The following is a 24,552-nucleotide window of genomic DNA, read 5'->3' on the forward strand; positions in this document are numbered from 1 at the left end:
CCGCAATGACGTCCTAAGAGGGGATATTTTACTACTTCTTTACATCGAACCCGGGTTGATTTAGGTAATTGGCTATAACAGCGCCCGGCCCGCCAGAGCAGGCCTGGGCGCAAGGATTTTGTGCAGTGGGGCGTCCTTCAAAATCTTCTTAAAAGAAAATCTTAAATTGTATGTAACCATTTCAATCGAGTTGAGTTTCCCCCACTGAATTCTTAAGACGAAGCATTGGATTCAATCTCAGACAACACATTAATGCTTAAGGTTAAGGCCGGCCAGCTAGATCAGCTGGGTCTATTATTCGAACGCTACAACAGGCCTTTGTATGGGTTCTTCTATAGGCTGACTTCTGATGGCAACGCCAGCGAGGATCTTGTGCAGAATGTGTTTGTGAGAATCATCAAATACCGTCATACCTATAAGGGTGACGGTAAGTTTTCTACCTGGATATTTCATATGGCGCGGAATTTATTTGCCGACTACTATAAGAAGGAGAAGCGTCTGGGATATAAGGAAGATGTGAGCGTAACGGACAAATATTATGCTGACAACGACAATGCGGAGACTTTTAAGATTGCCAGTGAGGAGCGTCATTTACTGGAAAAGGCCATGAGAAGGCTTTCTGCAGAGAAACGCGAAATATTGGTATTGAGTAAGTATCAGGGAATGAAGTACACCGACATTGCTGAACTTCTGGATTGCTCTGAAAGTGCTGTGAAGGTGAGGATTTTTAGAGCACTGAAAGAGTTGAAGGCCAACTATGAGAAACTTGAATGTGAGGTTGTAAAACCATAAGAAGAAATGAAAAGGAATTATTGGATGGTGCTGGTGGCTTTGCTGGTTGGTGCCAATGTGTGGGCTCAGGGTAAGTCTGAAACCATTACGAAACAATTTGCGGTGAACAATGCTAGTGCTGAGTTCTGGTTTTGCGTGTGCAATATAAATGGCAGCGTTGAAGTAGAAGCTTACGAGGGAGAAGTGGTGCAGGTGGTAGTGAAAAAACAAGTGAACGGAAAGACCAACGAAGACCTGGCTCTTGGTATGGAAGAAGTGAATTTGGGTGTGCTGGAGGGGGCGGAGTTTGTGAAACTCTTCTTGTCTTCTCCTAATCATATAATGGAAGATAAGGCCGACCCTCTGCAATGTAGCTGGGAGTGGAACAGAAAGAGCGAGCATAAAAACTACTGGTATACGCTCGATTTTACTGTGAAGGTGCCGAAGGGAATAAGTGTGAAGCTTTCTACAGTGAACAAGGGCAGTGTGTTGGTGAAAAACGTGGAAGGCAATGTGTATGCTTCCAATGTAAATGGCGATGTGACTTTGCAGAATCTGGCTAGCGACACCAAAGCATCGACCGTGAATGGAAAGTTGGAAGTAAACTACAAAAGCTTACCGAAAGAGTTTGGCAGCTTTAATACAGTAAATGGCGACATAGAAATTAGAGTGCCTGAAAATGCCAGTGCAATATTTAGCTTTCAAAGTCAGTGGGGAGAGGTTTACAGTGATCTGGAATTTACGGCCAAACTGGCCCCCAAAGTAACCAAGACTCCTGATGGTAATGGAGTAAAGTACAAAATAGCCAATAGTAACAGCTACCAGTATGGAAAATCCGGAGGGCCTACTTTTGAGTTTGAAACGCTTAATGGTGATGTATACTTAAGAAAACAATGACGGAGATGGAAGAGAAATATATGTCTCTGATAACAGAATATATGGACGGAACCCTGACTGATGAACGCAGGCGCGAGTTTGAAGAATATGTGGAGCAGGGGTTCATAGATATGCAGGAGGTGAACGAGCTCAGGACTATGGGCCAACAAATGGCAACAACTCCTAAGCCTGAGCCCACAGATGCTCTGCGCTCTAACTTTTACCAAATGTTGGCAGCCGAGCAAAGAAGGGTAGAAGGTAAAGAAGACTTTCGGCATGTATGGAGTGTCTTGGGAAGGTTTTTCTTTGCCACGTCCAAGGGGCGGTTTGCTTTTGGGTTTTGTGTGTTGTTGGTGGGCCTTGTTTTAGGCAGGCTTTTTACAGGCAGTGTGTACAACAGCCAACTGAATAGGCTGAGCGATCAGATGGCTGGTATGCAGGAGGTAATGATGAAAACCATGCTGGAAGACCAGTCGGTGACTCAACGGCTGAAAGGCGTGCAGATGAGCAACGGGCTTGTGTCTAAAAACCGAGAAGTAACCGATGCCCTGTTTTTAACACTCAATAACGATGAGAGTACCAATGTGAGGCTGGCAGCCTTAGCTTCATTGGCCAACTATGCCAAAGATTCGGCTATTCGTGAACGATTGATAAAAAGTATTAACCAACAACAATCTCCATTGGTATTGGTAGCTATGGCCGAATTGATGGTGGATATGCAGGAAACTCAGGCAGTAAAGGCCTTTGAACCTATTCTAAATGCTGAAAATACACCCGATGATGTGAAATCAGCGCTTCGTGAGAATTTGGATAAAATCATGTAAAGAGAAAAAGAAAAAAACAGATCATGAGAAACGTGAGAAAAATGTTATCTGCGGCAATGTTAATGAGTTTGGGAGTTGCGGCCTGGGCTCAGGATGTGCAGGTAAAGACCAGTAAAAACTGGGAGGTGAAGGTAGATCCTCAAGTGTTAGCAGAAGTAGAAGCCATAGCCGAAAGGGCGGTTCATAGTGTTGTATCTGACTTTGAGTTTGATATGGACTTTGATCATAATGGTAAAAAAATAGAGTACCAGCAGAATACACAGGAGATAGAAATACCACTTTCGAAACCCGGTGAAAGAGGAAAGCTGGATCTAGACAACCGAAATGGCAAAGTGAAAGTAACAGGCTATGACGGCCCCACTGTAAAAGTGAAAATGATTAAGTACGAAAAGAAGGTGGAGCGAGGAGAGTCTAAAAATGGTATGAGGCTGGTGAGTAGCGGGGGCTTTAATGTGGAGGCTTCTGAAAACAATAACACCGTGAGGCTGGAAAGTGAAGGCTGGAACAACCGGGTAGATTTTGAAGTAATGGTGCCTAAAAACTTCAACATTAAAGCAGAAACCTATAACAACGGCCACATTGTAATTGAAGGCGTAAACGGGGAGGTTAATGTGGAGAGCTACAACGGATCTATTACGCTGACCAATATTAGCGGTTCTGCCAGCGCTTCGACTTACAATGGAGCTATCGAAGTTACTTTTGCCAAAGTGACTCCTGAAACCCCTATGGCTTTTAGCACCTACAATGGAAATGTAGATATAAGTGTGCCTACCGGTACTAAGTTCACAGCAAAAATGAGAACGAATAGAGACATATTCACAGACTTTGAATCGTTTAGTATTAAGCAGGCCCAACCGGTTAGCAATAAAAATAACAAAGGCGGATTTAGCATGAAGTACGAGAGTTGGGTTGAAGGCGACCTCAATGGAGGAGGTGCTGAAGTAATGATGAAAACTACCAACGGGAATATTTATATCCGTAAGAAGTAGATAGAGGTAAACCACAAATTTGATCCTGTGAATGGCTATTCACAGGATTTTTTTATTTTTGATCTATCTCAGCCGATGAAAGTAGCCAACCACTCAACTTTTATCATTCCTTTTAATCTTTTTTTAGAAACACAGATTTATGAAAACTCTACTGAAAACATTACTGCTCGCTGTGCTAATGGTGGGCTCGGTACAAGCTCAAGATGCTTCTTCTAAGATCAACGAGTTGTACAACAAGTATGGCAACATACCCAACTATAAGGTAAACGTGGTATACGAGGCCATTAACGATAACATGGGTTTTAAGAATGTGCAGGAAGGCGTGTTGGTGGTTGAAGGTGCAAAATACATTTTGAAATATGGCCCCAACGAAACCTGGCTCAACGATGGTAAAACAGAGTATGTAGGAACCAAGGAGCCAGACCACTCTCAGATATTGTTCTTTTGCCCCGGCCAAAACACTGAAGCCATAGTAGACTTTGGTTCAATGATGACCTTCTTTGGTTCAGGCCATAGCGGAACCATGGAAGGCTCTGTATTAAAGCTTAAGCCATCTTCAGAAGCAGCTTACAAAGAAGTTCATGTGGCGTTTAGTGGCAATAACATTACGTCAATTACTGCGGTAGACGATTTCGGTACTTCTCACAAGTATTCTTTTTCTAACTTTTCTACCAATACTTCAGGCACCAGTTTTAGTATAAACCCTGCCGAGTATTACGAGAAGATAGACGAAAGAAGAGGTTGCAAGTAACAAGGGTTGACCAATACCGTTGTATGTCGATCTGAAGGTTATGGCCTGATACTCTCTGAGTATCAGCCTTTTTTTTAAAAATAACTTCGAAAAGTTCAGGTGCATTTTTTTTGCTCATTCTTGGCAAGTTGGTGTAGGGCTTTAGTAATTTAGATGTAAACCCGGAGGCTTGGATTCTCTGGCTATTGACTCCAAACCTTATGAAAAAGGTTAACCTCGATTTTTTTCTTTCAAAGCCCTACCGGTTAGCGGTTTGTATTGCTACACCACTTTTTTTGTACATATTCCTGGTGGCCTTTCTTCCATTTGGCATACATAACTACAATCCCCGCTTTACTTATACGGTCCACTTCCTTGTAGAAATGGCAAAGTTTGGCACAAGCACTTTTTTCTTGTGTGTGCTCATGGAGTTTTGGGTCAAAAGACATTGTATTAAGAGAGCGAGCACAGCCGCTGTTGTATACTGGCATTTGGCGCTTCTGTTGGTGTTAGGGCTGTCAAACTTTGTACTGTATAATCTAATAGGAGGCTGGCACGACTGGAAATTTATTAGCGGTTTACGCTTTGTTCTTCAAATATCTTCGGTGCTCATCTTTCCGCTGGCTGGTGTGCTTGGCTACTTTCGCTTTAGAAATCTCAAGTCGGACTACGAGCAGATGCTAACCAACAGAGAAGAAGGGCCTAAAGAAGAGTTTATTTCTGTAAAAGGCAGCGGAAACAACGAATCGGTTGCCGTAAGGTTGGTAGATTTACTTTGCCTCAAAGCACATGACAATTACGTGGAGCTTTCCTTTCTGGAGCAAAATCAGGTTAAAAAGAAGCTTGTAAGAGGTACTCTAACAAATATCTTTCGGCAGATCAGTCATCCAGAAGTAGTGAGGTGTCATAGGTCCTATGTGGTCAACCTCCATAACGTCCGCTCGGTTGTTGGTCACTCGTCCATAGAGCTGCGACTGGTTTGTGTCTCTCATCCGATTCCTGTTTCCAGATCGTACCGAGAGGTGGTACTTCAGGCCATAAGGAGGTTCAAAATAATCCACTAGCTCTCACTCACCACAAATAGCAGAATTTCGCCACAATCGTTGTTTTTTAGGCATCCCTTTGTGCTTTGGGGCGGTTTTTTTAGGCATGAAAAAACGAATACAACTTCCCCTAAAAGCTAAGGCAATGGTTGCATTGGCTTTTATTATGCTACACGGTGTTATGGTAACTGCTCCGGTTTTTGGGCAGTCTGCCGATGCCATGATTAGAGATTACGTTCAGGCCTATGCCGATGATCCCATGGCCATGAATGCCTATTTTGGAATTAAGGTTGAAGAGGATTGGTGGACGGTGAAAGTAGAGAGGAATGAGAGAGGGTACCTGGTAGGCAAAAGTCAAAAATACACGTTTCATGAAATGGGGCCACACAACGTTTCGGTTGAAAAAGGCAAACCCAGCCGGCCCACGTGGTACTTTCATTGCCCAGATATGTCTACCCTTAGAAGTCTCTACACCAATGAGCTAACTGCCGGAACGGCCAGCATGCGTACCCGTGAGTCAGATCCACAGCCTCTATTTGGTGTAGCCGATATGGAAGGTTTTAGTTCCGGGCAGGGCGAAACGGCCCTGGCCTATTTAACCATGGAGCATTTTTGGAAGAAAGGGAATGGTGAGGTAACTCCCTTTGGCCGTGATAAGTCTATGGAAACCCATGGAGCTATGATGGTATCGCTATACACCATGAAAGACAAGCGCATTGGTTGGTTTAGTTTGGGGCAAATGGAAGTGGCCAACGCTGAAGAGGACATCCAATCGAGCCAGGTACCCAACCTTTTTATTATCACCAGCGGCAAGGGCAAAGCAGTGGTGAATGGAGAGGAAATGGATATTGCTAAAGGGATGAGCTTTTTTGTGCCCCCGTACATTCAACATAAACTGTATAACCCTTATGAAGAGCCGCTTGAGGGAGTGCTAGTGCTTTTTGGAGACAACATAGATTATGTTTGGGGGCAATCTTACATTGGCTTTTTAGAGCAGGAATACGCCTTTTACCAAGAGAATGAAACCCGGGTAAAACAAGGCGACAAGAAATAAACATTGGCCTAAGGGCGGCCTCCGGACTCAAGGCGGAGGCTGCTCACAGTCTTTTAGTGTTTGTCTTTAGCTCGAATACATCATTTCTTTGGTAGTGGCCTGTTACATCCAGAGCCATGCGTTCTTCATAGCACCGTGTAAGATTTACTTCCTGAACAAAAACACCTTCTTTGTCCCAAATCGGTTCCATTACATAATGACCATCCGGGCCTACAATGCAGCTGCCACCATTGAGCAGCATATGGTCTGGTTTATTCTGCAATTCTAAAGGTAAGGTGAGCTCGGCCGGAATATCTTTAACTCGCATAATTTGCCCCACACCAACGGCAAAACATCTACCCTCAAAGGCATAAGATCTGGTGGCAATCTGAAGCATTTCATGAACTTTGGGCCACACCGCCACATGAATGTGTTCGCCAGAATTGTGCATGGTTTGTCGCGTTAGAGGCATCCAATGCTCCCAGCAAATTAAACCACCAATCCTTCCTACTTGTGTTTCTACAGCCTTAAGCCCATGGCCATCGCCATGACCATAAATGAGTCTTTCGGTGTAGGTAGGCATTAATTTTCGATGATGGTTCACTAGCTCTCCATGTTCATTCCAGGTAAGTAAACTGTTGTAAATAGTGCCGTTGCCAGGTCCACTAGTCACTTTCTCATTTATGCCCATTACAATCACCAGCCCAAGTTCTTTAGCCCATTGACCAATGGTGGCTACTTCTTTGCCCTTCACGTCAAGGCTGTTTTCATATGTTTTGGCAAAAACCTCTTTAGTAGGTTTAAAGTCCCACTTGGCGTATTCATCGCAGTAATCTATCCAGGCAGGATAGCCGGTAAACCACGTTTCACCAAAGGTGATCAATTGCGCACCCTTTTCGGAGGCTTCGCGCAAAAGCTTCTCTACTTTTCGCATAGACTCCTCTACATTCAGGTAGCTTGGAGCCGATTGCACAATGCCTATTCGTACGGACTTTTTCATGCCTGTTAGGGGTTGAAGCGGATTTGTACCTGCTCATTGATGATTCGCGAAAGCTCTTCCAGCTCTCCCGCCTCGAACAATTCATCAATTGTATTGATGTCTATCGACTCATCGGCCGGTTTGTAATTGATGTAGTCTTGCACAAGCACACCTTCTACTCTTCGTTGGTTAATGGCTTCTCTAAATCTCAAACCGCCTCCATCGGTATGATACAGATAGGCCATGTAGTCCATTCGATAGTCTTCCGTATCGAACCAATACAAAAACACATCGTCAAAGTCTTCGCCACCGCCTTCTTGCTTAAAGGTAATGCGCACTTCATGGTAGGTTTTTCCTTTAATGTCCGTTGTTCCCTGATATGACTTAATTACAGCATCATCATTAAGCCCAAAGGGTAGTCTGAAAAAGTAAATCACCGAATTGACTGAGCGAGAATAGGCGGCACTCTTTTCTTCAGTAACTTCTGTCGTGTCGCCATTGGTGAGCCTCAAGTGTCCTTCATTGGTCAAAATATCTACTACTTCTCTGCCGAGAGAATCGGTTTGGGTGCGTGTATATTTGTATCGCCCGTCTTTCATTGTATAGGTGTAATCCATTTCTCTGAAGGTGAGCGAAAAAGAAGAATTGTTTAGTTGTTCCATGCCATGAAAAGCAATGGCCTTGTCCACCACCTGCTGTTCCATTGGCCCTTGGTTCCGGCTGTTCTTCTGGCAGGCCAACACAGCAAAAAAGAATAAAAGAAGAATAATCAGGTATTTTTTCATGAATTATCTTTTGCGGATTTACGCCTCAATTTAACGATAAGTTCAATGATGAACTTTAAAAACTCTGGGAATGGTAGGGGAAAGACATTGGTGTGCCAGTGGGCATAAAAAAACCATCCCGATCTCTCGGGATGGCCAATAAACACACACAATACCAGAGGATTGGAACCTCCAGGTGTCTTAAATTTCTTAGACAATTCGAAGTAATAGCAAAAAATTAACTTCACCAAATCATTCGTAGAATAAACTATAAACTTTACGTTTTGGTTTTACTATCTATTGGAAAAATTCAATTTTTATAAAAAATTTAGAATTGTTAGAGCAATTATTTTTTTATCGACCATTTTAAGCTTTGAGCGTTCAGTGCACATATTACTGTAGAGAGACTCATTAAGGCTGCTCCGAGTGCCGGAGAAATCATTATCCCTTGATTGTACAATATGCCTGCGGCCAGAGGAATGGCGAACACATTGTAGCCGGTGGCCCAAACCAGATTTTGTATCATTTTTTGATAGGTGGCTTTTCCAAAGGTGATTAAACGTACCACATCGCTGGGTCTGCTTTCGGTCAAAATAATGTCGGCTGTTTCTGCGGCAATATCAGTTCCCGAGCCAATGGCAATTCCCACATTGGCCTTGGCCAAGGCCGGAGCATCGTTTACTCCATCGCCTGTCATGGCTACAAACTTGCCATCTTTTTGCAATTGCTCTATAATCTCTGATTTTTCATGGGGGAGTACTCCACTGTGGTAACCGTCCAACCCTATGGCTTCGGCCACTTGTTTTGCGGTATTTTCATTGTCGCCAGTAGCCATTAGTACTTCTATGTCTTTGCTTTTGAGTTCTTCAATAGCCTGATAGCTTTCCTCTCTAATGGTATCATCGAGTGCCACGTAGCCCAAAAGGCTGTTTTCCCGAATCACAAATACAACGGTGCCTTTTTGTTCAGTGGCCTCATTGGGCAGATCAATATTATTTTCTTTTAGGTAGCCGGGGCTTACAATAGCATGTTTTATCCCCTCAATCCTGGCTTCTACACCTTTTCCTTTTTGAGCCGAAAAGTCTGTGACTTTTACGGCTTTAACTGACTGTTTTTTTGCTTCCTTAACAATGCCGCGTGCTATTGGGTGTTCCGATTCTTGCTCCAGAGCATAGGCTATGGCCAATAGCTCTTCATTGCTTAGCGAATTGTCGGTTACGTTTAGGGTTTGTACTTCAAACTCACCTTTGGTTAAAGTGCCTGTTTTGTCGAACACCACGGTGTCTATTTTTCGGGCAGACTCGAAAGACGATTTATTCCTAATGAGTAGTCCGTTTTTGGCCGAAATAGCTGTGGAGATGGCTGAAACTAATGGTACGGCTAGCCCCAGTGCATGAGGGCATGTGATAATCATTACGGTAACCATGCGTTCCAGTGCAAAACTAAAATCTTTGTCGGAGAGCTGCCACCAAACCAGCAAGGTGATGGCTCCGGTTATGATGGCCACGTAGGCCAGAATACCTGCGGCTTTGTTTGCCAAAGTCTGAGTTTTTGATTTCACCTGTTGCGCGTCACCAACCAGTTTTATTACCCTATTGAGATAGCTCTCTTCTCCGGTAGAAAGAACCTCTATTCTTAAGGAACCATCCAGATTAACGGCTCCTCCTTTTACCTCCTGACCCGGGCCAATAGTTATTGGCTTGCTTTCTCCGGTTAGTGCACTCTCATCCAGTTCGCTTTCACCCTCTTTGACCGTTCCATCGGCCGGTATTTTTTCACCGGGTTTTACTAAAATGAGGTCTCCTTTCTGCAGTTGTGTTGTTTTTACATCTTCAATATCATCGTCAGTAATTCTATGAGCATGGTCGGGCATTAACTCTGCAAGTTTTTGCAGGGCCTTTGAAGCACCCATTACAGATTTCATTTCCAGCCAGTGGCCCAGGAGCATAATGGCAATGAGAGAGACCAACTCCCAGTAGAATATTTTGCCTTCTAAACCGAAAACCACAGCAGTGCTGTAGGCCCAGGCAGTGGTAATGGCTATGGCAATAAGGGTCATCATACCCGGTTGTTTTTCTTTGAGTTCGCTAGCCAAACCCGTTAAAAATGGCCAGCCACCGTAGAAAAATATAAAACTGGAGAGTCCTGCAGAAAGGTATGTGCTCCCTTCGAAACTCAGAGAATAACCCAGTATCTCCTGAATCATGGGCGATAACACAATTACCGGCAGGCCCAGAATTAGGCAAACAAAGAATCTGCGTTTAAAATCATTGATCATTGCTGAATGATCGTGATGCTGTTCATGCTCATGATGTTTGTGTTCTTCTTGTCGGTGATCTTTCATAACTCAATAAATGGGTTGAATCAGGCCAACATGATGGCTGCCATACCTACCATGGTGAGGTCTTCTATAATGGTGACTTTACTCATGGGGAGGTTGAAAACATCTCCAAGGCAGGCACATTTAATCTTTCGTTTGTCCAGATTGCTTTTTATTACTCCAATAGAGCTTACTCCCAATACTATAACTGTGGTAAGGTTGGTAATTGTTGGGTTAAAATGAATGAGGTAAGCAATTCCTAAGGCCAGTTCTACAAATGGGTATATGTATCCCCAGCCCTTCCAGCGAGCAGCTACAATATCGTACATGCGGTAGCTGTTAGCAAAACCTTCCAGATTCAGGAGTTTAAAGAATGAGAAAACAATAAAGAATCCGGCCATAAAGTGGCGCATCCAAAGACTCCAGTCAATGCTACCGTGTTGCCCAGCCTGCGCCAGCACACTTACCCCGGCAATAAATACCACTATGAGCAACAGAGGTTTGTAGGTGGCAAAGAATCCTTTGGTTGCTGTAGTTGACTGAGGGGCTGATGAAGAACGCAGGTTGGTTTCTTGTCTTACAATCTGGTATTTTGAATCTTTTCCGATAGCTTCCTGAATCTCGTCTTCACTGTATATGAGATTGGCATCAACAATGGTTTGGCCATTGCTCAGGTTTATCGATACGGTTTGAACACCGGGTAATTTTTTAATATTTCGGGTTACTGTGGCTTTGCAGCCTTCGCATGTCATTCCCGTAATAGTCAGTTGCTTTTTCATGAGTCGCTCATTTTGTGTTACAAAGGTGTGGCCTTTGCTCCAACCAAGCCTTACACTATTTGGGTGCCGATGTATAACTTTTCCTGATACCTATACTTTGTCTATAGGTCTGCGTTGGCCAAAAGACTTGAATCGGGAAGGAGTAAGGCCTGTTGTTTTTTTAAACTGGGTCGACAGGTATTGGGCGCTGTTGTATTCCAGTTGATCGGCAATTTGTGCCAGGCTCATCTCTCCATAAACAAGGAGCTCTTTGGCCTTTTCAATCTTTTGGAGAGTAACGTACTGGCCTATGGTTTTACCCTCAATGCTGGAAAACAGGTCGTTTAGGTAGGAATAGTCGTGACCGATTGTTTTACTGATAAACTCTGAGAAGTTGACCTCGGTTGGCTTTTGTGCGGCCTGGTGGTGTACCTCATTTATGATCAGTTGTTTAATCCATTCTACTTTTCTGCTTTTTTCATCTTCTACCAACTCAAAGCCGTGCTTGCTGAGCAGTTTGTCTATAGTTTCGAGGTCTTCCGGGTTGAGAGCAGTTTTCCACTCTATTTGCCCCAGACGAACCCGATAGCTAGAAGAGTCCCACTTTTGACCGAGGGCCTCTTCAACCGCTTTTATACAGCGGTTACACACCATATGCTTTACGGTAATAATCATGAAAAAGCAGCTGTGCCGATGCTACAAGGTAATGGCGATATGGTGATTGCATACCTTGATTTCGCCCGGCACAGCCTGGGTTTATCTATTGGTTAATGGTTTCCTCAACGCGGCCGCAGTGTAGCATTACATCACCAAAGTAGGGGTTGTTTACTTCCGATTCTGCTGCCAGCCAATAGGCTCCCTTGTTGTTGAAGGCCATTGGGCAGTACTGCTTATACAAGACGGTTTCTGAGTTTCCGGCTTTTACGATTTCATACATGGCCATGGAGAGAGTCTCAAAGGCTTTTCTCTGATCTTCTACCTCTGAGGTAGCGGCAATCTGCTTTAAGGGAGATACTAGCCTTTCATCTTTTGTAACTACCATAAAAGCCTTTGCTGCTTCTGCCGCTTCTTCACTGTTGGTAGCCACCAAAGCATCTTTTAAGCTTAGGTAGGCTTCTACAGGTGCTTTCTTTTGCTCGGCTTTTGGAGTCGAAGTAGAGGAATTTTGTTCGGTTTTGCCTCCACAGGCGCTCATAAGACCAATGATGGTAAGTGTTACGATTAACTTTTTCATTAAATGTATAGTTTGAAATTAATTTGGATTGTTTTCTATAGTGTATTCAACATTGCCACAACGGAGCATCATGTCTCCGAAGTAGGGGTTTATGATTTCTTCCTGAGCCGATACCCAGGTGGCGCCTTTGTCGTTATTGGCCATGGGGCAAAACTGAACGTACAAAGGGCTTTCCATGGTTGTTCCAAACGATTCTATGGCATTGATAAGGGCTTTAGAAAGATTTATAAACTGTAAGCGTTGCTGGTCTCTGTTGTCGGAACTGTTTATGTCTGATAAGCTCTGCTGCATGGGTTCCAATAAGGTCATCCAGTGCATGTGGGCATCGCCTTTCAACAGGCTCATGTCTGTTTTTTTGAGTGCTTCGGAAACCTTCTGACTTTGTGCCTGAATGGAGCTTGGCAAGCCTTCTACCATGGCGTCTTTCAGGGTTAAGTAGGCCTTGGTCAGGCTTTGAAGCTGATTTTTGAAGCTTCTTGGGGTAGACTCTATGTAATTGATAGTGCCTGGAAGTTCAATTTCCTGAAAACCGTTTTTGTGGTCAGAGGCACTCGACTCTGAAGGAGCCATCATGCTTATTTTTCCTTTTAGCTGGGCTTCTGCATCGAGCGTAAATGTGCCATTAACCACTACTTCTTCTCCGGCTTTCAGCCCCTCAATTACCTGATAGTGATTATCTATTGCATTGCCTAGTTCTACCTCGCGTAGTTCGAAACCTTCATTATTGGCCAGCTTTACATAGACAACCGAACGTTTGCCCGTCCATAGCACAGCCGAACGTGGAATGCTCAGCTCATTCGATGCAACTGCCTTTATTTGTGCTTTAATGAACATATCGGGTTTAAGACGTCCATTGCCATTGGGTACATCGGCTCTAACCTCTATGATGCGGCTGTTGCTTTCTACTGATGGTGCAATAAAGTTGATGGTGGCCTCAAAGTTTTGATTAATGCCGTTGGGGCTAAAAGTTACTTTGTCGCCTAGCTTTACTTTACCCAGGTCTTTTTCATATACCTCAAAAATAGCCCATACGGTGGTGAGGTCGGCTATTTGGTAAAGCGCTCCACCTTCCATAAGGTGATCTCCATTGTTAACTAGTTTTTTGAGGATAATGCCCTCGTAGTTGGATAACAGGTCGATGTTGCGCATGGCTTCTCCGGAAGCTTCAATAGCCGCTATTTGTTCATCGGTGATCTTCCAGTACTTGAGTTTCTTTCGGGCGGCTTCAAGAAGGGCCGGGTTGGTAGAGGCCAGCTTTTTGGCTTCGAGCAGTTCATTCTGAGCTGCTACCAGTTGTGGTGAATAAATGGATGCCACCTTCTCACCCTTCTTCACGTATTCCCCCTCAAAGTTTTTATAGAGCTTTTCTATTCTTCCGCCAAAGTGAGTGGTTTGGGTCTGAACCCTACGTTCATCGGCCTTTATTCGCCCGTTTATACTCAGGGAGGCCGAGGCTTCTGAACGGCCTACCACTTCTGTACGAATGTCGGCTAGTGCCTGAGCGGCATTGGACATTTTGAGAACTCTGGGGTTGTCATCATTTCCGCCTTCGCTTACCGGAATAAGGTCCATTCCGCAGAAAGGGCAGGAGCCTGGTTCGGACTGTCGAACCTGGGGGTGCATAGAACATGTCCACAGGCCTGATTCAGGATGGGAGTGTTCTTCAGTGGCCAATTCCGGAGAAGAGACACTATGGCCACCTCCTCCAAAGAATAGTGCCCCCAAAAGCAACCCTAGAACGAGGGTGCCAAGGGCTATAAATACGGTTTTTCTGTCTGTTTTCATTATTCGAAATTGACTTTGGCTGTCTTAATGCTTGTCTGTTCATCGGCCTGGGTCCAGGCCATGTATATGTCTTCTCCATTGCTGGTGAGTACCGGGAATCCACTGGCTCTGGCAGCCGAAGTTTCTGCGATGGTCATGCGTTTGAGTAGTGTGCCGGTTTTATCGTATTTGGCCAACATTATCTTAGCGGTGTCGTCAGCGGTTTCCAGCCAGCTTACCAGTACGTTGCCATTGTTGAGGGTGGTTGTGCCCACTCTGCCGTTGGTAGTACCATGACTCACCACCACAGCTTCGCCAAAAGTGGCCCCACCGTCTTGTGAGAAGGCCAGCTTAACCTCAGGGTATCCGCCTTTTGCCATAAACCACGCCACAGCGAGCTGATTTCCTTGGGCTGTTATGGAAGGGCCATTTACCGGGCATGCAGGCATTTCCCACATTTCTACTTTTAGGGGTTGAGGTTTGGTCCATTCGCCATTTACATAGCGTACTACTGACATGTCGCGGATTTCTCCTTCTGACCTGTCACGGTAAACCACCACAAGTCCATCCTTGGTTTGTGCGGCTGCTGTTTGACAACAATCGCAAACCCTGTCGTCTAGCTCCCATTCTTCCAGGGTCTCTCCTTCACTATCAAAGACGGCTGCGCGAAGCGTCATGGCTCCTGCTCCTCCATGGCCACCGTCTTTAGCATGGTCTCCTTTAGTATTTCTACCATCGAGCCAGGTCACAAAGGTTTTTTGGTCTTCCAGAGGCAGCATGGTTACAAAACCATGTTCGGCAGAAATACCATCCTTATGTGGTGTAATGGGCGCTTGCCAGTTGTTGCCACTGTTGTTGGAGAAGGCTACCTGTATGTCATAGTCATAGGTGCCTTTCTCGCTCTTTTGTAGCCAATGGGCGGCCATTAGCTCATTGTTTTCTATAACTGATGGGAAGTCGGCCCAGTTAATAAACCAATTGCTTCCTTCGGCAATGAGCCGAGGGCTTTGCCATTGGCCATCTTTCAACTTAGAAAAGTAGAGCTTTGCAACCTTTTCAGGATTGCGCTCTACCCAAGACAAAAAGGTTTCTCCCTTTGCATTGGTAAACAGCCGTGGCAGGCTAGAGCTGTTTTGAGTGGGGAGGGCAAGCGGCTCTACCAAGGGTGTTTCCTGTGGGTTAGAACAACTAGCCAGAATTGCTGTGCATGCGATGAGTACTACGATTAGATTTTTCATTGTTACTGCTCTTTTGCGATGGTTTGAATGGGCAGGCTCACTTTTACGTTGGCCCAGCTAATGATGATGCTTCCCTCATGGTCTCCTTCTTGAACCTGGTATAAAAGCTCTTCTTGAGTGTGAGTAATGGTTTCGGCCTGAGTTACATAGCGGAGCACGTCAAGCTCGGGGTCATATTCATCGGCCAGGTGCTGATCGTAATTTTTGTTTAACAGAATGGTCCATTGTTCCTGACCGGGAATGGTAAACAGGGCGTACTTTCCACTTTCAATAAGGGAGTCTCCGATACGTACATTGGTAGAGAAGTCTACAGTGGTAGCTTTATGTGCTCCGGTTACCCATACTTCTCCGTAGGCTACTAAACCTCCAAAAATATTTCGCCCTCTCACTCGTGGTGAGTGGTAGGAAATGTGCACATGCGTTTCTCCAATATTGCCCATGGCTGTGGCCGGAGGGCTTTTGGTGTTGGGTGTGGAGGTTTCCGGTTGCTGATGCTCCGCATGGTTTTCTGTGTTTTGTGTTTCTGCGCTTTTCTTGCAGGACACTATGGCCATTAAGGAGATTATTAAAAACGTTAGTGTTGTTCTTTTCATGGGTTTAAGGGTAAAAAATTGCCTGATAAATACTGTTTTATTAATTGCGATCTCTGTTGCCTGGTTTGTGACCTGGCCTCAGCAATTTGTAGTTGCAGAAGTCGCTGTTGTGTCATAAGCAACTCTTCAAAGTTGCTGCTGTTGTTGCTATACTCGCTTGTGAGAACATTCAGCAATGCTTTGGTATTGCCGATTTCGCTGGCATAGAGCTGTAGTTCCTTTTCGGCCGATTGTTCAAGGTATGTGGCTTTTGTCCATTCATTTTTAAGCGTGTTTTTTATGCCAACAGCTTCATGTTGAAGGCTTTCCTGCATTAGCTCGGCTTCTTTAATTTGAGCTTTGTTCTTTTTGCCGAATATGGGTAGACTCATGCTCACCATGGGCATAATAATGTTCTTACCATTGTCGGCAACCGCCATGTCGGTGCGTTCACTCACGAATACATAGTCTAAACCTACTCCAAGCGATGGCTTTCGCTTGAGTTGGCTCAACTTGAGTTGGCTCTGTGCGGCTTGCTGTAAGTATTGGTTTTGAATAACCTTGGGGTTTTTAACTAAAACCGAATCAACAGAAGCTTCTGAGTTGACCGGCAGGGTTTCCGTAAGGATAACCGGGGTGTCCACGGGCCGATTCAAATAGGTGTTAAAGTCGCTAATGAGCGGAGTCTTCCGTAGCTCGAGAAGTGTGAGCTGTGTACTCGCTTCTTCAATGCGAATTTGAACCCTTATGAGGTCGGCTAGTGAAGTCAGGTTGGCTTCATACTTGGTTTTAACAATGGGTTCATAACTTCTGAGAAGCTTTAGGTTTTCCTTGGAAAGCGCTATTTCTTTTTCCAGCTCAAGGAGTTGAAGCCAGGTTTCTGAAACTTTTAGGAATAATGCATTTCTGGCCTCTTCGAACTCCGCAAAACTGGCTTCGGCTAACCGCACGGCCATGGTTTTGCGCTCTTCCAAAGTGCCCATCCACGGGAACATCTGGCTGACAGACATGCGGAGTCTCTGCGCACCCACACGGGTTTCTACCGGAGAAATGAAAACACCGAAACTCAGGTTTGGATCGGGCAGGCTTCCTTGCTGGTCTACTCTTTCAAGAGCAGCAAGGTATTTATTAAAGCTGGCTTTTAGGCTTGGGTTGTTTTCCGCAGCCATTTTCCAATAACCTTCCAGACTCTGACCGGAAAGAACTAAAGTGCTGAGCAATAAACAAAGTGTTAGTATTGGCCTGATCATGGGATTGGATTTTTAGGTAAATAGATAGTTACAGGGAGCTTGGTGCTCAATGCATCCACATGGCCCATGGCCTCATCTGCCTTTATAAAATGCATATGCAGAAAACTGCCGTGGTGAGTAAATATGCCTTCATGGTTGCGCGAATAAAAGCCCAAAATCTTTACAGTCTGGTTGTCGGTGGTTCCTGAAAAACCAGCTTCCCGATAGGCATCGTGACCAGAACCTGTAGCTTCTTTGGCATTTATTACATGCCAGTCCATGTGGGCTATTTCGCCCTCAATCCGAAAAGGAACAATGCGCTCTGTGGCTTGTCTTTCTTCAATTAGTTGGGCCAGTTGTTGTTCCAGTTCTTTCATGGAGCTAAGCGGTTTGGAGATTTGTACTTCTTCCCAATCATTCACCTGGCTTTTTACCAGAAGGGCTGCCTCAAAATGATGTGGCTTAGTGAGCAGCACGGAGTCGTGTTGTGCTACCGAGCTCCAAACTTCTCCTTCATAAATCATGAGTTCGCCCTCCAGATCTGCCATGGCTCCCAGGGCATAGCTGTTTTCATTGATGGTTAAATCGTTGCTCTTAACCCTTGCCTGCAACTGATTTTGCTGCATGATTTGCCTAAGGTTGCCATAAACTTCCGCGTCATTGATCAGAGGCTGGCTACAGGCCGCAAACCCAAGGCTAATGATTACAATTCTTGCTGCTGTATTCATAGCTCGGTGTTTTTGGGTTGAAACTTGATCTGAACCTCTTTGTAGTAGGAGTAGAGCACTGGAACCACAAAGAGAGTTATTAGAGCAATGAGCATTCCTCCAAATGAAGGTATGGCCATGGGTACCATTACATCTGACCCGCGGCCGGTGCTCGTTAAAATTGGGAGCAGTGCCAATAGTGTGGTGGCGGTGGTCATCAGGCAAGGGCGCACTCTTTTCATACCTGCTTCAATAACCCGCTTTCTGATCTGTTCCTTAGAAAGTGGTTTTTCGGTGTCGAAAGACTGATCGAGGTATGTGGCCATAAGCACGCCATCGTCTGTAGCAATACCAAAAAGGGCGATAAACCCTACCCAAACGGCTACGCTTAGGTTTACCGGATGAATCTGAAACAGATCGCGCATATTTGTGCCCCACAGACTAAAGTTGAGGAAGCTTTCCTGGCCGTAGAGCCAAAGCATGAGAAAGCCTCCGCCAAAGGCAACCGCTACTCCACTAAAGACCATAAGCGATACCGGTACTGATTTGAACTGAAAGTATAGAATGAGGAAAATGACAACCAGCACAATGGGAATCACTAGACTCAGTCTGGCCTCAGCTCTTATCTGGTTTTGGTAACTGCCTGCAAATTCATACGATACTCCGGCAGGAAGTACGAGTTCTCCGCTGGCCAGTTTCTGGTCTATAAGGTTGCGAACATCTTGTACAACTTGTACTTCGGCCTGTCCGGGTTGCCGGTCGAAAATTACGTAACCCACCAAAAATGTGTCCTCACTTTTTATCATTTGAGGGCCTCGGGTATAGTCTATTTCGGCCAGTTCTCCCAATGGTATACTTTGCCCGTTGCGTAAGGGAATGAGTATATTTTGTAAAGCTTCAGGGTTGTTGCGCAGCTCTCTCGGATAACGAACCCGAATGGGATAGCGCTCGCGCCCTTCTACAGTTGTTGAGAGCTTCATGCCCCCAACGGCCACTTGCAGGTGATCTTGCACTTCGCTAATTGTTAGCCCATAGCGAGCCAGGTTTTCGCGTTTCAAGTCAATAAGCATATATGGTTTTCCTACTATGCGCTCTGCAAAAACAGCTTCAGACTTCACAGAAGGCACTTGCTTGAGAACGTCTTCCAGTTGTAAACCAAACTGCTCAATGGTTTCCAGGTCAGGCCCCTTTACTTTTATGCCCATTGGTGCACGCATACCGGTCTGTAGCATTACCAAGCGTGTTTCTATAGGCTGTAGTTTAGGTGCCGATGTAACTCCGGGAAGTTCAGTGGCTTTCACAATTTCTTTCCAGATATCGTCTGGCGACTGAATTTCATCTCTCCACTGCCGGTAATATTCTCCGTTAGCATCGGGAATCAGTTCACCGGCTGCATCTCTTACAAACTCTCCATTCTCAGTTTTAAAGCGTAATCTTCGGCCATTCGCATCGGTCTTATACTCACTCTTATAGTTGATTACGTTTTCATACATGGAAATGGGAGCAGGATCGAGGGCACTTTCACTACGCCCCAACTTACCCACCACAGATTCTACCTCGGGAATAGCCGTCACAGCCATATCTAAAAGTTTGAGCACTTCCTTGTTTTGTTCCAGGCCCGCATGGGGCATTGAAGTAGGCATTAGAAGAAAAGCCCCTTCATCGAGAGCCGGCATAAACTCCTTGCCTATACCCGGCAGGCTATGATTAAGCTTTACATAGACGGAGTTGGTTCTTATTTCCGCACCAAATAGTTTGGGTACAAACCCAAATACTCTATCGAAGCCCAGCCATACAGTTATTCCAAATAACACGATTGCTGTGGGAAGCACTAGGAAAACGCGTCTGTGGCGTAAGGTCCAGTTGAGAATTGTTGGATAGAGTTTAATAAATAGGCTAAAGCTGCCCAGGGTGATACCTATTATGAGAGCCACGAAAATAAAATTGGCTATTCCTCCACCTTTAACTCCCAGCGGTAGCCATTCCTCGCTCAACAGGAGGGTGACTGCAATAAGGAAAATAATCAATGTAGCGTGTTTCAGATAGTTTCGGCTGGCTGGCCATATCTGTCTTGCTATGTTGCAGCCTCCAACACCAATGAGTACAAAGCCGGAGAGCCACATGCTTTTGAAAAGTGCCACACTACCCACTATAACAATCATGGTGTTGATGAGCAGTTTTATTTTCTCATTTCGGGGTTTGAAGCCAAAAAACCAATAGGCAAGTGTGGGAAGAATGAGTAAGGCTACCAAAATAGCAGCGACCAGGGCAAATGTTTTGGTATAGGCCAGAGGTCTGAACAGTTTGCCTTCTGCTGCTTCTAGTGTAAATACCGGGATAAAGCTAATGACCGTGGTCATTACGGCCGTAATAATAGCCGGAGCCACTTCTTTACTGGCTTCGAAGATTAGGTCTACAAGCCGCTGTTTTTTGTCCATATCCAGATGGCGGCTAATGTTTTCAGTGAGAACAATGCCTACGTCTACCATAGTGCCAATGGCAATGGCTATGCCCGATAGGGCAACAATATTGGCGTCTACCCCCAAATAGCGCATGGCAATAAAGCACATGAGTACGGCTATTGGCAGTAAGGAAGATATAAGTACCGATGCTCTTAGGTTGAGAAGCATAACCAAAACCACTACGATGGTGATTATGATTTCCAGCGTCAAGGCTTCTTCCAGCGTACCAATGGTTTCTTTGATTAGCTGAGTGCGATCATAAAATGGTACAATAGTGAGTTTAGATTCGGTGCCATCGGCCAATACCCTACTGGGAAGACCGGGGCTTATTTCTTCAATCTTTTTCTTCACATTTTCAATGACCTCCATGGGGTTAGAACCATAGCGGGCCACCACAACACCGCCAACGGCTTCTGCTCCCGATTTGTCTAAAGCTCCTCTTCTGGAGGCCGGCCCTATAGAAACAAAGGCTACATCCCTTACTCGAATCGGAGTGTTGTTAACCGATTTTACTACCGCATTTTCCAGGTCTTCTAGTTTCTTTACATAACCCAGCCCGCGTACAAGGTATTCAGCCTGGTTTATTTCCATGGTTTTGGCACCAATATCCTGGTTACTTTCTTTAATAGCGCGAGCAATTTCAGCAAGAGTCACCCCAAAACCTTTCATGGCAATTGGGTCTATGTCTACCTGATATTCTTTCACAAAACCACCGACAGAGGCCACCTCAGAAACTCCGGTGGCTGAGTTAAGGGCATACTTTACAGTATAGTCCTGCACGGTGCGAATTTCGTGAGGATCCCAGCCGCCTACCGGCCGGCCATTCTTGTCTCTTCCCTCTATGGTATACCAAAATATCTGTCCTAAGGCCGTAGCATCTGGCCCTAAGGCGGGTTGGGCTCCTTCAGGAAGCAACCCTTTGGGAAGAGCGTTTAGTTTTTCTAAAATGCGGCTCCTGCTCCAATAAAATTCCACACCATCTTCGAAGATCACGTAGATAGAGGAAAAGCCAAACATGCTGGTGCTTCGAATGGTTTTTACACCGGGAAGTCCCAGTAGGGTAGAGGTGAGGGGGTAGGTGATCTGATCTTCAATATCTTGAGGCGATCGGCCGGGCCATTCGGTGAAAATGATTTGTTGGTTTTCACCGATATCCGGAATGGCATCAACAGGCACAGGGTCTTTGGGGAGTCCTATTGTCCAATCGAACGGAGCGGTTACTACCCCCCAGGCCAGAAGAACCACGAGTAACAGAAAAGTTACCAGTCGGTTATACAAGAAAAATTTAATTAGGTTATTGATCATTTTGTTGGTGTTACAATCCGTAGTTGAATTTTGCATTTAGCAATGAGGATTGGCGAACCCATTCAATGATCATTCAACACAAATTGCTCAACGGCAGGGAACAAACAGCACAATAGTGAATAGAACCTCTAACAGATTGTTGTTTCCCTTTCTGAATGACGAACAGGGTTTCGCCTTAGGATTGTAAACCAGAAGGGATTTTGAGATTGTGGTAGAAAAGGTACAGGTCGGGGTGTATTACCTCCGGAGGGCCTGTGTCATAAATAGTCTGTTCGTTCAAGTGAATTCCCGCAGAAAGTAGAGGGTCTGAGAAGCCGGTTTCGAATAGTAAATGATAGCTGGCCAGCGGAGCCTTTTGGAAGGCTGTAACTTGTTGCTCGTCATCAACAATTTCAAGGGTCCACTCATCGTCACAACAGTCTTCCATTCCTTTGTGCATTTCCATGCTCATGCCGCATCGAAACTCCACCTTTTTGAAGATGGCTTTTTCCTGCACACGTCCCATGCATAGGTGTTGGCCAAATAACAACCCAACGGATGTTATCAGGTATAGCATGGTAAGTCCTATGGTAACCGTTTTTTTCACGAACTGTGCAAATATACGGATGTTTTGAAAAAGTGTTTGGATTGGGAGGCTCGGATGTGTTGAAGTGGGGGGCAGAGCCGTACAACAATTGTATCCGTATTATTAAGATTGGTCTATCAGGATTGCTGTCGAAAGGGGTATTACCTCAAGATATCGCCTTTTTGAAAATCTGATTCACCAACCTTACCTCCTTCGTTGGTATCAGAGTCCATGTAGATTTTCCAGCGATCACCTACTTTTTTGAGCATTACCTGAAACTTACCATAATATGATTGAGATCCTGAATCAGTAAAACGGGTAAGCTTATAAATACCTGTTTCGTGTGCCCAGAGACCCGATTGGATTCTGCTGATAAAACTAAACTCTATTTTTTGTTTCACCCGAGTTTGATTCCAACGGTTAAAATTTTCAAGATTCTGATCTTTATACTGTTGGCCAACAAGCAATAGGTTTCCGTCTATTGCCACACGAATCACGTCATTGGTGTGAATCTGATTAAAAAGGCTGGCATCTAAATCCTGATAGGCCTGCATGAAGTTGTACCACACATCTCGATTGATGGAGTCTGTTTCGGTTTGAGCCCACAGCGGTGAAGAGCAAAGAAGTAATGTGCAGAGTAAAAATCTTTTCATGCCTGTTTTTTATCGACAACGATGGAAGTCCGGTGTTCTTTTACATTTTCTGCAAAAGAACACCGCTCGACTTTTCTTTGAGCTTTTCAGGATTTTTAAAAAGGTCTATAGCTTCGCGATAAATTTCATTGGTTTGGTTAAAGACCTTGTAGAATGCGTTGTCATCGCCATAGATCTCGCGGGCAATGCGAGCCTTAATCAGGTATTTCATCAAATCTTTGGACTTGTTGAATTGCCTTTGGTTAAAACGAGTTCCATTTTTTTCTCCCAGAGCAACCACTTCTTTGAGCATGCTTTCTGTAACTTCAAATGTAGCTAGAAACTCCTCTGCTGATTGGTTTTTTAGCTCAGGGTGGTTGTCGCGGAAGTCCAGCGTATACTCTCTTATCGTATTGTTGGCCACCAGGCGGTTCACATAAGCGCTGTTATCGGTAGTGTCCAGCCCCACAAAGTAGTCTGGCATTATTCCACCTCCACCATAAACGGTACGGCCTCCGGTGGTTTCATAAGCCAGGTTTTCATCGAAGTGCACACTGTCTTGAGAGAACAATTCTCCCGAAACATAGCGGTCGTAGTAGTCATTGTTGTAGGTTTCTTCACCGTCTTCGTAAGGTTTTTGAATGGAGCGGCCGCTTGGGGTGTAATACCGGGCGATGGTCATGCGTAATTCCGAACCATCGTTAAGGTCGAAGGGTAATTGAACAAGGCCCTTGCCGAACGATCTTCTACCAACAATAAGTGCTCTGTCATTGTCTTGTAAAGCTCCCGCTACAATTTCTGAGGCTGAGGCCGAACCTTCGTTAATGAGTACCATAAGGGCTCCTTCCTGAAAAGCTCCGTCTTTGGTGGCTCGAGCTTCACTATCATACTTTGCGCTTTGTCCTTTTTGGCTTACAATGAGTGCATTCTCTCCGAGAAATTCATCGGAAATACCTATGGCAGCACTCATATAGCCTCCCGAGTTATTTTGTAGGTCCAAAATAAGTTGAGTCATACCCTTGGCTTTGAGTTCAGTGAGTGCGGCTTTAAACTCCCTGTAGGTGCTTTCTGCAAAACGATTTACTTTGATATACCCAATTTTATCATCAATCATGTAGCTGGCATCGAGCGATGTTTGGGCAATTGCTCCTCTAGTGAGCTCAAACTCGAGAATTTCATCTTCATTTTTTCGTACTACCCCAACGGTTACCTGAGAACCTCTAGGCCCCCGGAGCATATCGAAAACCATGCGGTTATTGAGCCCTATACCGGCAATGTTTTCACCATCTACCGTTACAATTTTATCTCCCGCCTGAATACCGGCTTTCTCAGAGGGTCCTCCGGAAAGAGGTGTCACCACATAGAGGGTATCGCGCAGTAAATTAAATTCAACCCCAATACCGTCATAAGTGGCTCTGAGCTGCGACTGGGCCAGTTCGGCATCTTTTGGCGGAATGTACACCGTATGAGGGTCGAGCTTATCGAGTATGGTTTCTATGGTTTCTTCCAGCAGGCTTGCCGTATTCACAGAGTCTACATAGTCATTTTCGATGTACTCCATCAGCTGGGTAAACTTCTGAATAGAAGCCTGATACTTTCTATTAGCCTTTGGTTCGGCAAAATTGGCTCCAATGAGAACTCCGGCCAGCACAGCCACGGTGAGTAAAATAGGAAGCCTGATATGATATGAAGAGTTTTTGTAATCGCTCACAATAAAGAATTTAATCGGCAAAAATAGATAAACCTGTCAAAAACAT

At 44.9% G+C, this 24,552-nt stretch carries 22 protein-coding genes; 7 read left to right on the forward strand and 15 right to left on the reverse strand.

Annotation, left to right across the window (positions count from 1 at the left end; all coding sequences use genetic code 11):
* The first annotated feature begins 252 nt into the window (after positions 1 to 252).
* The 7 genes from B3O12_RS08480 (at position 253) to B3O12_RS08510 (ending at position 6,287) form a co-directional block, all read left to right on the forward strand.
* Positions 253 to 792, forward strand: a complete 540-nt coding sequence (locus B3O12_RS08480) for an RNA polymerase sigma factor (protein ID WP_286755978.1) — start codon at positions 253 to 255, stop codon at positions 790 to 792.
* A 6-nt stretch (positions 793 to 798) separates the two neighbouring features.
* Positions 799 to 1,668, forward strand: coding sequence for a DUF4097 family beta strand repeat-containing protein (locus B3O12_RS08485; protein WP_286755979.1), 870 nt, complete (start codon positions 799 to 801; stop codon positions 1,666 to 1,668).
* Between the two features lie 5 nt (positions 1,669 to 1,673).
* Complete coding sequence (locus B3O12_RS08490; protein ID WP_189631626.1) at positions 1,674 to 2,471, forward strand: HEAT repeat domain-containing protein; 798 nt, start codon at positions 1,674 to 1,676, stop codon at positions 2,469 to 2,471.
* A 23-nt stretch (positions 2,472 to 2,494) separates the two neighbouring features.
* Positions 2,495 to 3,460 (forward strand): hypothetical protein, encoded by a 966-nt coding sequence (locus B3O12_RS08495; RefSeq protein ID WP_286755980.1) that lies wholly within the window; start codon positions 2,495 to 2,497, stop codon positions 3,458 to 3,460.
* 139 nt (positions 3,461 to 3,599) lie between these two features.
* Positions 3,600 to 4,211, forward strand: coding sequence for a LolA family protein (locus B3O12_RS08500; protein WP_189631628.1), 612 nt, complete (start codon positions 3,600 to 3,602; stop codon positions 4,209 to 4,211).
* A 200-nt stretch (positions 4,212 to 4,411) separates the two neighbouring features.
* Positions 4,412 to 5,254, forward strand: coding sequence for a LytR/AlgR family response regulator transcription factor (locus tag B3O12_RS08505; protein WP_286755981.1), 843 nt, complete (start codon positions 4,412 to 4,414; stop codon positions 5,252 to 5,254).
* Positions 5,255 to 5,339: 85 nt separating this feature from the next.
* Positions 5,340 to 6,287, forward strand: coding sequence for a cupin domain-containing protein (locus tag B3O12_RS08510; RefSeq protein WP_286755982.1), 948 nt, complete (start codon positions 5,340 to 5,342; stop codon positions 6,285 to 6,287).
* A 43-nt stretch (positions 6,288 to 6,330) separates the two neighbouring features.
* Here the strand turns inward: B3O12_RS08510 and B3O12_RS08515 are convergent, their stop codons facing one another.
* The 15 genes from B3O12_RS08515 to B3O12_RS08585 form a co-directional block, all read right to left on the reverse strand.
* Positions 6,331 to 7,266 carry a carbon-nitrogen hydrolase family protein gene (locus B3O12_RS08515; RefSeq protein WP_286755983.1) on the reverse strand — a complete coding sequence of 312 codons (936 nt, stop codon included), beginning with the start codon at positions 7,264 to 7,266 and terminating at the stop codon, positions 6,331 to 6,333.
* Positions 7,267 to 7,271: 5 nt separating this feature from the next.
* Complete coding sequence (locus B3O12_RS08520; RefSeq protein ID WP_286743435.1) at positions 7,272 to 8,030, reverse strand: DUF6503 family protein; 759 nt, start codon at positions 8,028 to 8,030, stop codon at positions 7,272 to 7,274.
* A 325-nt stretch (positions 8,031 to 8,355) separates the two neighbouring features.
* Positions 8,356 to 10,353, reverse strand: coding sequence for a copper-translocating P-type ATPase (locus B3O12_RS08525; RefSeq protein ID WP_286755984.1), 1,998 nt, complete (start codon positions 10,351 to 10,353; stop codon positions 8,356 to 8,358).
* A gap of 20 nt (positions 10,354 to 10,373) precedes the next feature.
* The gene (locus tag B3O12_RS08530) at positions 10,374 to 11,108 is read right to left on the reverse strand and encodes a heavy-metal-associated domain-containing protein (RefSeq protein ID WP_189631634.1); all 735 of its coding nucleotides are present in this window, start codon (positions 11,106 to 11,108) and stop codon (positions 10,374 to 10,376) included.
* A gap of 90 nt (positions 11,109 to 11,198) precedes the next feature.
* Positions 11,199 to 11,762, reverse strand: coding sequence for a helix-turn-helix domain-containing protein (locus B3O12_RS08535; RefSeq protein WP_286755985.1), 564 nt, complete (start codon positions 11,760 to 11,762; stop codon positions 11,199 to 11,201).
* Between the two features lie 85 nt (positions 11,763 to 11,847).
* Positions 11,848 to 12,321, reverse strand: a complete 474-nt coding sequence (locus tag B3O12_RS08540; RefSeq protein WP_286755986.1) for a DUF3347 domain-containing protein — start codon at positions 12,319 to 12,321, stop codon at positions 11,848 to 11,850.
* An 18-nt stretch (positions 12,322 to 12,339) separates the two neighbouring features.
* Entirely contained in the window at positions 12,340 to 14,106 is a 1,767-nt protein-coding gene (locus tag B3O12_RS08545) for an efflux RND transporter periplasmic adaptor subunit (protein WP_286755987.1), read from the reverse strand.
* Positions 14,106 to 15,323, reverse strand: a complete 1,218-nt coding sequence (locus tag B3O12_RS08550; protein WP_286755989.1) for an exo-alpha-sialidase — start codon at positions 15,321 to 15,323, stop codon at positions 14,106 to 14,108. Before B3O12_RS08550 ends, B3O12_RS08545 begins: the two co-directional genes overlap by 1 nt.
* 2 nt (positions 15,324 to 15,325) lie before the next feature.
* Positions 15,326 to 15,916: a DUF2911 domain-containing protein gene (locus B3O12_RS08555; protein ID WP_286743425.1), complete on the reverse strand. Its 591-nt coding sequence runs from the start codon at positions 15,914 to 15,916 to the stop codon at positions 15,326 to 15,328.
* The gene (locus B3O12_RS08560) at positions 15,913 to 17,145 is read right to left on the reverse strand and encodes a TolC family protein (RefSeq protein ID WP_286755990.1); all 1,233 of its coding nucleotides are present in this window, start codon (positions 17,143 to 17,145) and stop codon (positions 15,913 to 15,915) included. Before B3O12_RS08560 ends, B3O12_RS08555 begins: the two co-directional genes overlap by 4 nt.
* The gene (locus tag B3O12_RS08565; RefSeq protein ID WP_189631641.1) at positions 17,142 to 17,852 is read right to left on the reverse strand and encodes an acetolactate decarboxylase; all 711 of its coding nucleotides are present in this window, start codon (positions 17,850 to 17,852) and stop codon (positions 17,142 to 17,144) included. Before B3O12_RS08565 ends, B3O12_RS08560 begins: the two co-directional genes overlap by 4 nt.
* Positions 17,849 to 21,598: an efflux RND transporter permease subunit gene (locus B3O12_RS08570; protein WP_286755991.1), complete on the reverse strand. Its 3,750-nt coding sequence runs from the start codon at positions 21,596 to 21,598 to the stop codon at positions 17,849 to 17,851. The genes B3O12_RS08565 and B3O12_RS08570 overlap by 4 nt, the downstream gene beginning before the upstream one ends.
* Positions 21,599 to 21,773: 175 nt before the next feature.
* Positions 21,774 to 22,184 carry an HYC_CC_PP family protein gene (locus B3O12_RS08575; protein WP_286755992.1) on the reverse strand — a complete coding sequence of 137 codons (411 nt, stop codon included), beginning with the start codon at positions 22,182 to 22,184 and terminating at the stop codon, positions 21,774 to 21,776.
* Positions 22,185 to 22,324: 140 nt separating this feature from the next.
* Positions 22,325 to 22,816: a nuclear transport factor 2 family protein gene (locus B3O12_RS08580; protein WP_189631644.1), complete on the reverse strand. Its 492-nt coding sequence runs from the start codon at positions 22,814 to 22,816 to the stop codon at positions 22,325 to 22,327.
* A 40-nt stretch (positions 22,817 to 22,856) separates the two neighbouring features.
* Positions 22,857 to 24,506 (reverse strand): S41 family peptidase, encoded by a 1,650-nt coding sequence (locus B3O12_RS08585; RefSeq protein WP_286747786.1) that lies wholly within the window; start codon positions 24,504 to 24,506, stop codon positions 22,857 to 22,859.
* Positions 24,507 to 24,552 lie beyond the last annotated feature (46 nt).

Origin of the sequence: Roseivirga sp. UBA838 (genome assembly GCF_002296035.1) — a bacterium.
Classification (GTDB): domain Bacteria; phylum Bacteroidota; class Bacteroidia; order Cytophagales; family Cyclobacteriaceae; genus Roseivirga; species Roseivirga thermotolerans.

Excerpts from the sequence above, each read along its gene's own strand:
- B3O12_RS08480 (WP_286755978.1), top strand. The coding sequence starts at position 253 with ATGCTTAAGGTTAAGGCCGGCCAGCTAGATCAGCTGGGTCTATTATTC.
- B3O12_RS08485 (WP_286755979.1), top strand. The coding sequence starts at position 799 with ATGAAAAGGAATTATTGGATGGTGCTGGTGGCTTTGCTGGTTGGTGCC.
- B3O12_RS08490 (WP_189631626.1), top strand. The coding sequence starts at position 1,674 with ATGGAAGAGAAATATATGTCTCTGATAACAGAATATATGGACGGAACC.
- B3O12_RS08495 (WP_286755980.1), top strand. The coding sequence starts at position 2,495 with ATGAGAAACGTGAGAAAAATGTTATCTGCGGCAATGTTAATGAGTTTG.
- B3O12_RS08500 (WP_189631628.1), top strand. The coding sequence starts at position 3,600 with ATGAAAACTCTACTGAAAACATTACTGCTCGCTGTGCTAATGGTGGGC.
- B3O12_RS08505 (WP_286755981.1), top strand. The coding sequence starts at position 4,412 with ATGAAAAAGGTTAACCTCGATTTTTTTCTTTCAAAGCCCTACCGGTTA.
- B3O12_RS08510 (WP_286755982.1), top strand. The coding sequence starts at position 5,340 with ATGAAAAAACGAATACAACTTCCCCTAAAAGCTAAGGCAATGGTTGCA.
- B3O12_RS08515 (WP_286755983.1), bottom strand. The coding sequence starts at position 7,266 with ATGAAAAAGTCCGTACGAATAGGCATTGTGCAATCGGCTCCAAGCTAC.
- B3O12_RS08520 (WP_286743435.1), bottom strand. The coding sequence starts at position 8,030 with ATGAAAAAATACCTGATTATTCTTCTTTTATTCTTTTTTGCTGTGTTG.
- B3O12_RS08525 (WP_286755984.1), bottom strand. The coding sequence starts at position 10,353 with ATGAAAGATCACCGACAAGAAGAACACAAACATCATGAGCATGAACAG.
- B3O12_RS08530 (WP_189631634.1), bottom strand. The coding sequence starts at position 11,108 with ATGAAAAAGCAACTGACTATTACGGGAATGACATGCGAAGGCTGCAAA.
- B3O12_RS08535 (WP_286755985.1), bottom strand. The coding sequence starts at position 11,762 with ATGATTATTACCGTAAAGCATATGGTGTGTAACCGCTGTATAAAAGCG.
- B3O12_RS08540 (WP_286755986.1), bottom strand. The coding sequence starts at position 12,321 with ATGAAAAAGTTAATCGTAACACTTACCATCATTGGTCTTATGAGCGCC.
- B3O12_RS08545 (WP_286755987.1), bottom strand. The coding sequence starts at position 14,106 with ATGAAAACAGACAGAAAAACCGTATTTATAGCCCTTGGCACCCTCGTT.
- B3O12_RS08550 (WP_286755989.1), bottom strand. The coding sequence starts at position 15,323 with ATGAAAAATCTAATCGTAGTACTCATCGCATGCACAGCAATTCTGGCT.
- B3O12_RS08555 (WP_286743425.1), bottom strand. The coding sequence starts at position 15,916 with ATGAAAAGAACAACACTAACGTTTTTAATAATCTCCTTAATGGCCATA.
- B3O12_RS08560 (WP_286755990.1), bottom strand. The coding sequence starts at position 17,145 with ATGATCAGGCCAATACTAACACTTTGTTTATTGCTCAGCACTTTAGTT.
- B3O12_RS08565 (WP_189631641.1), bottom strand. The coding sequence starts at position 17,852 with ATGAATACAGCAGCAAGAATTGTAATCATTAGCCTTGGGTTTGCGGCC.
- B3O12_RS08570 (WP_286755991.1), bottom strand. The coding sequence starts at position 21,598 with ATGATCAATAACCTAATTAAATTTTTCTTGTATAACCGACTGGTAACT.
- B3O12_RS08580 (WP_189631644.1), bottom strand. The coding sequence starts at position 22,816 with ATGAAAAGATTTTTACTCTGCACATTACTTCTTTGCTCTTCACCGCTG.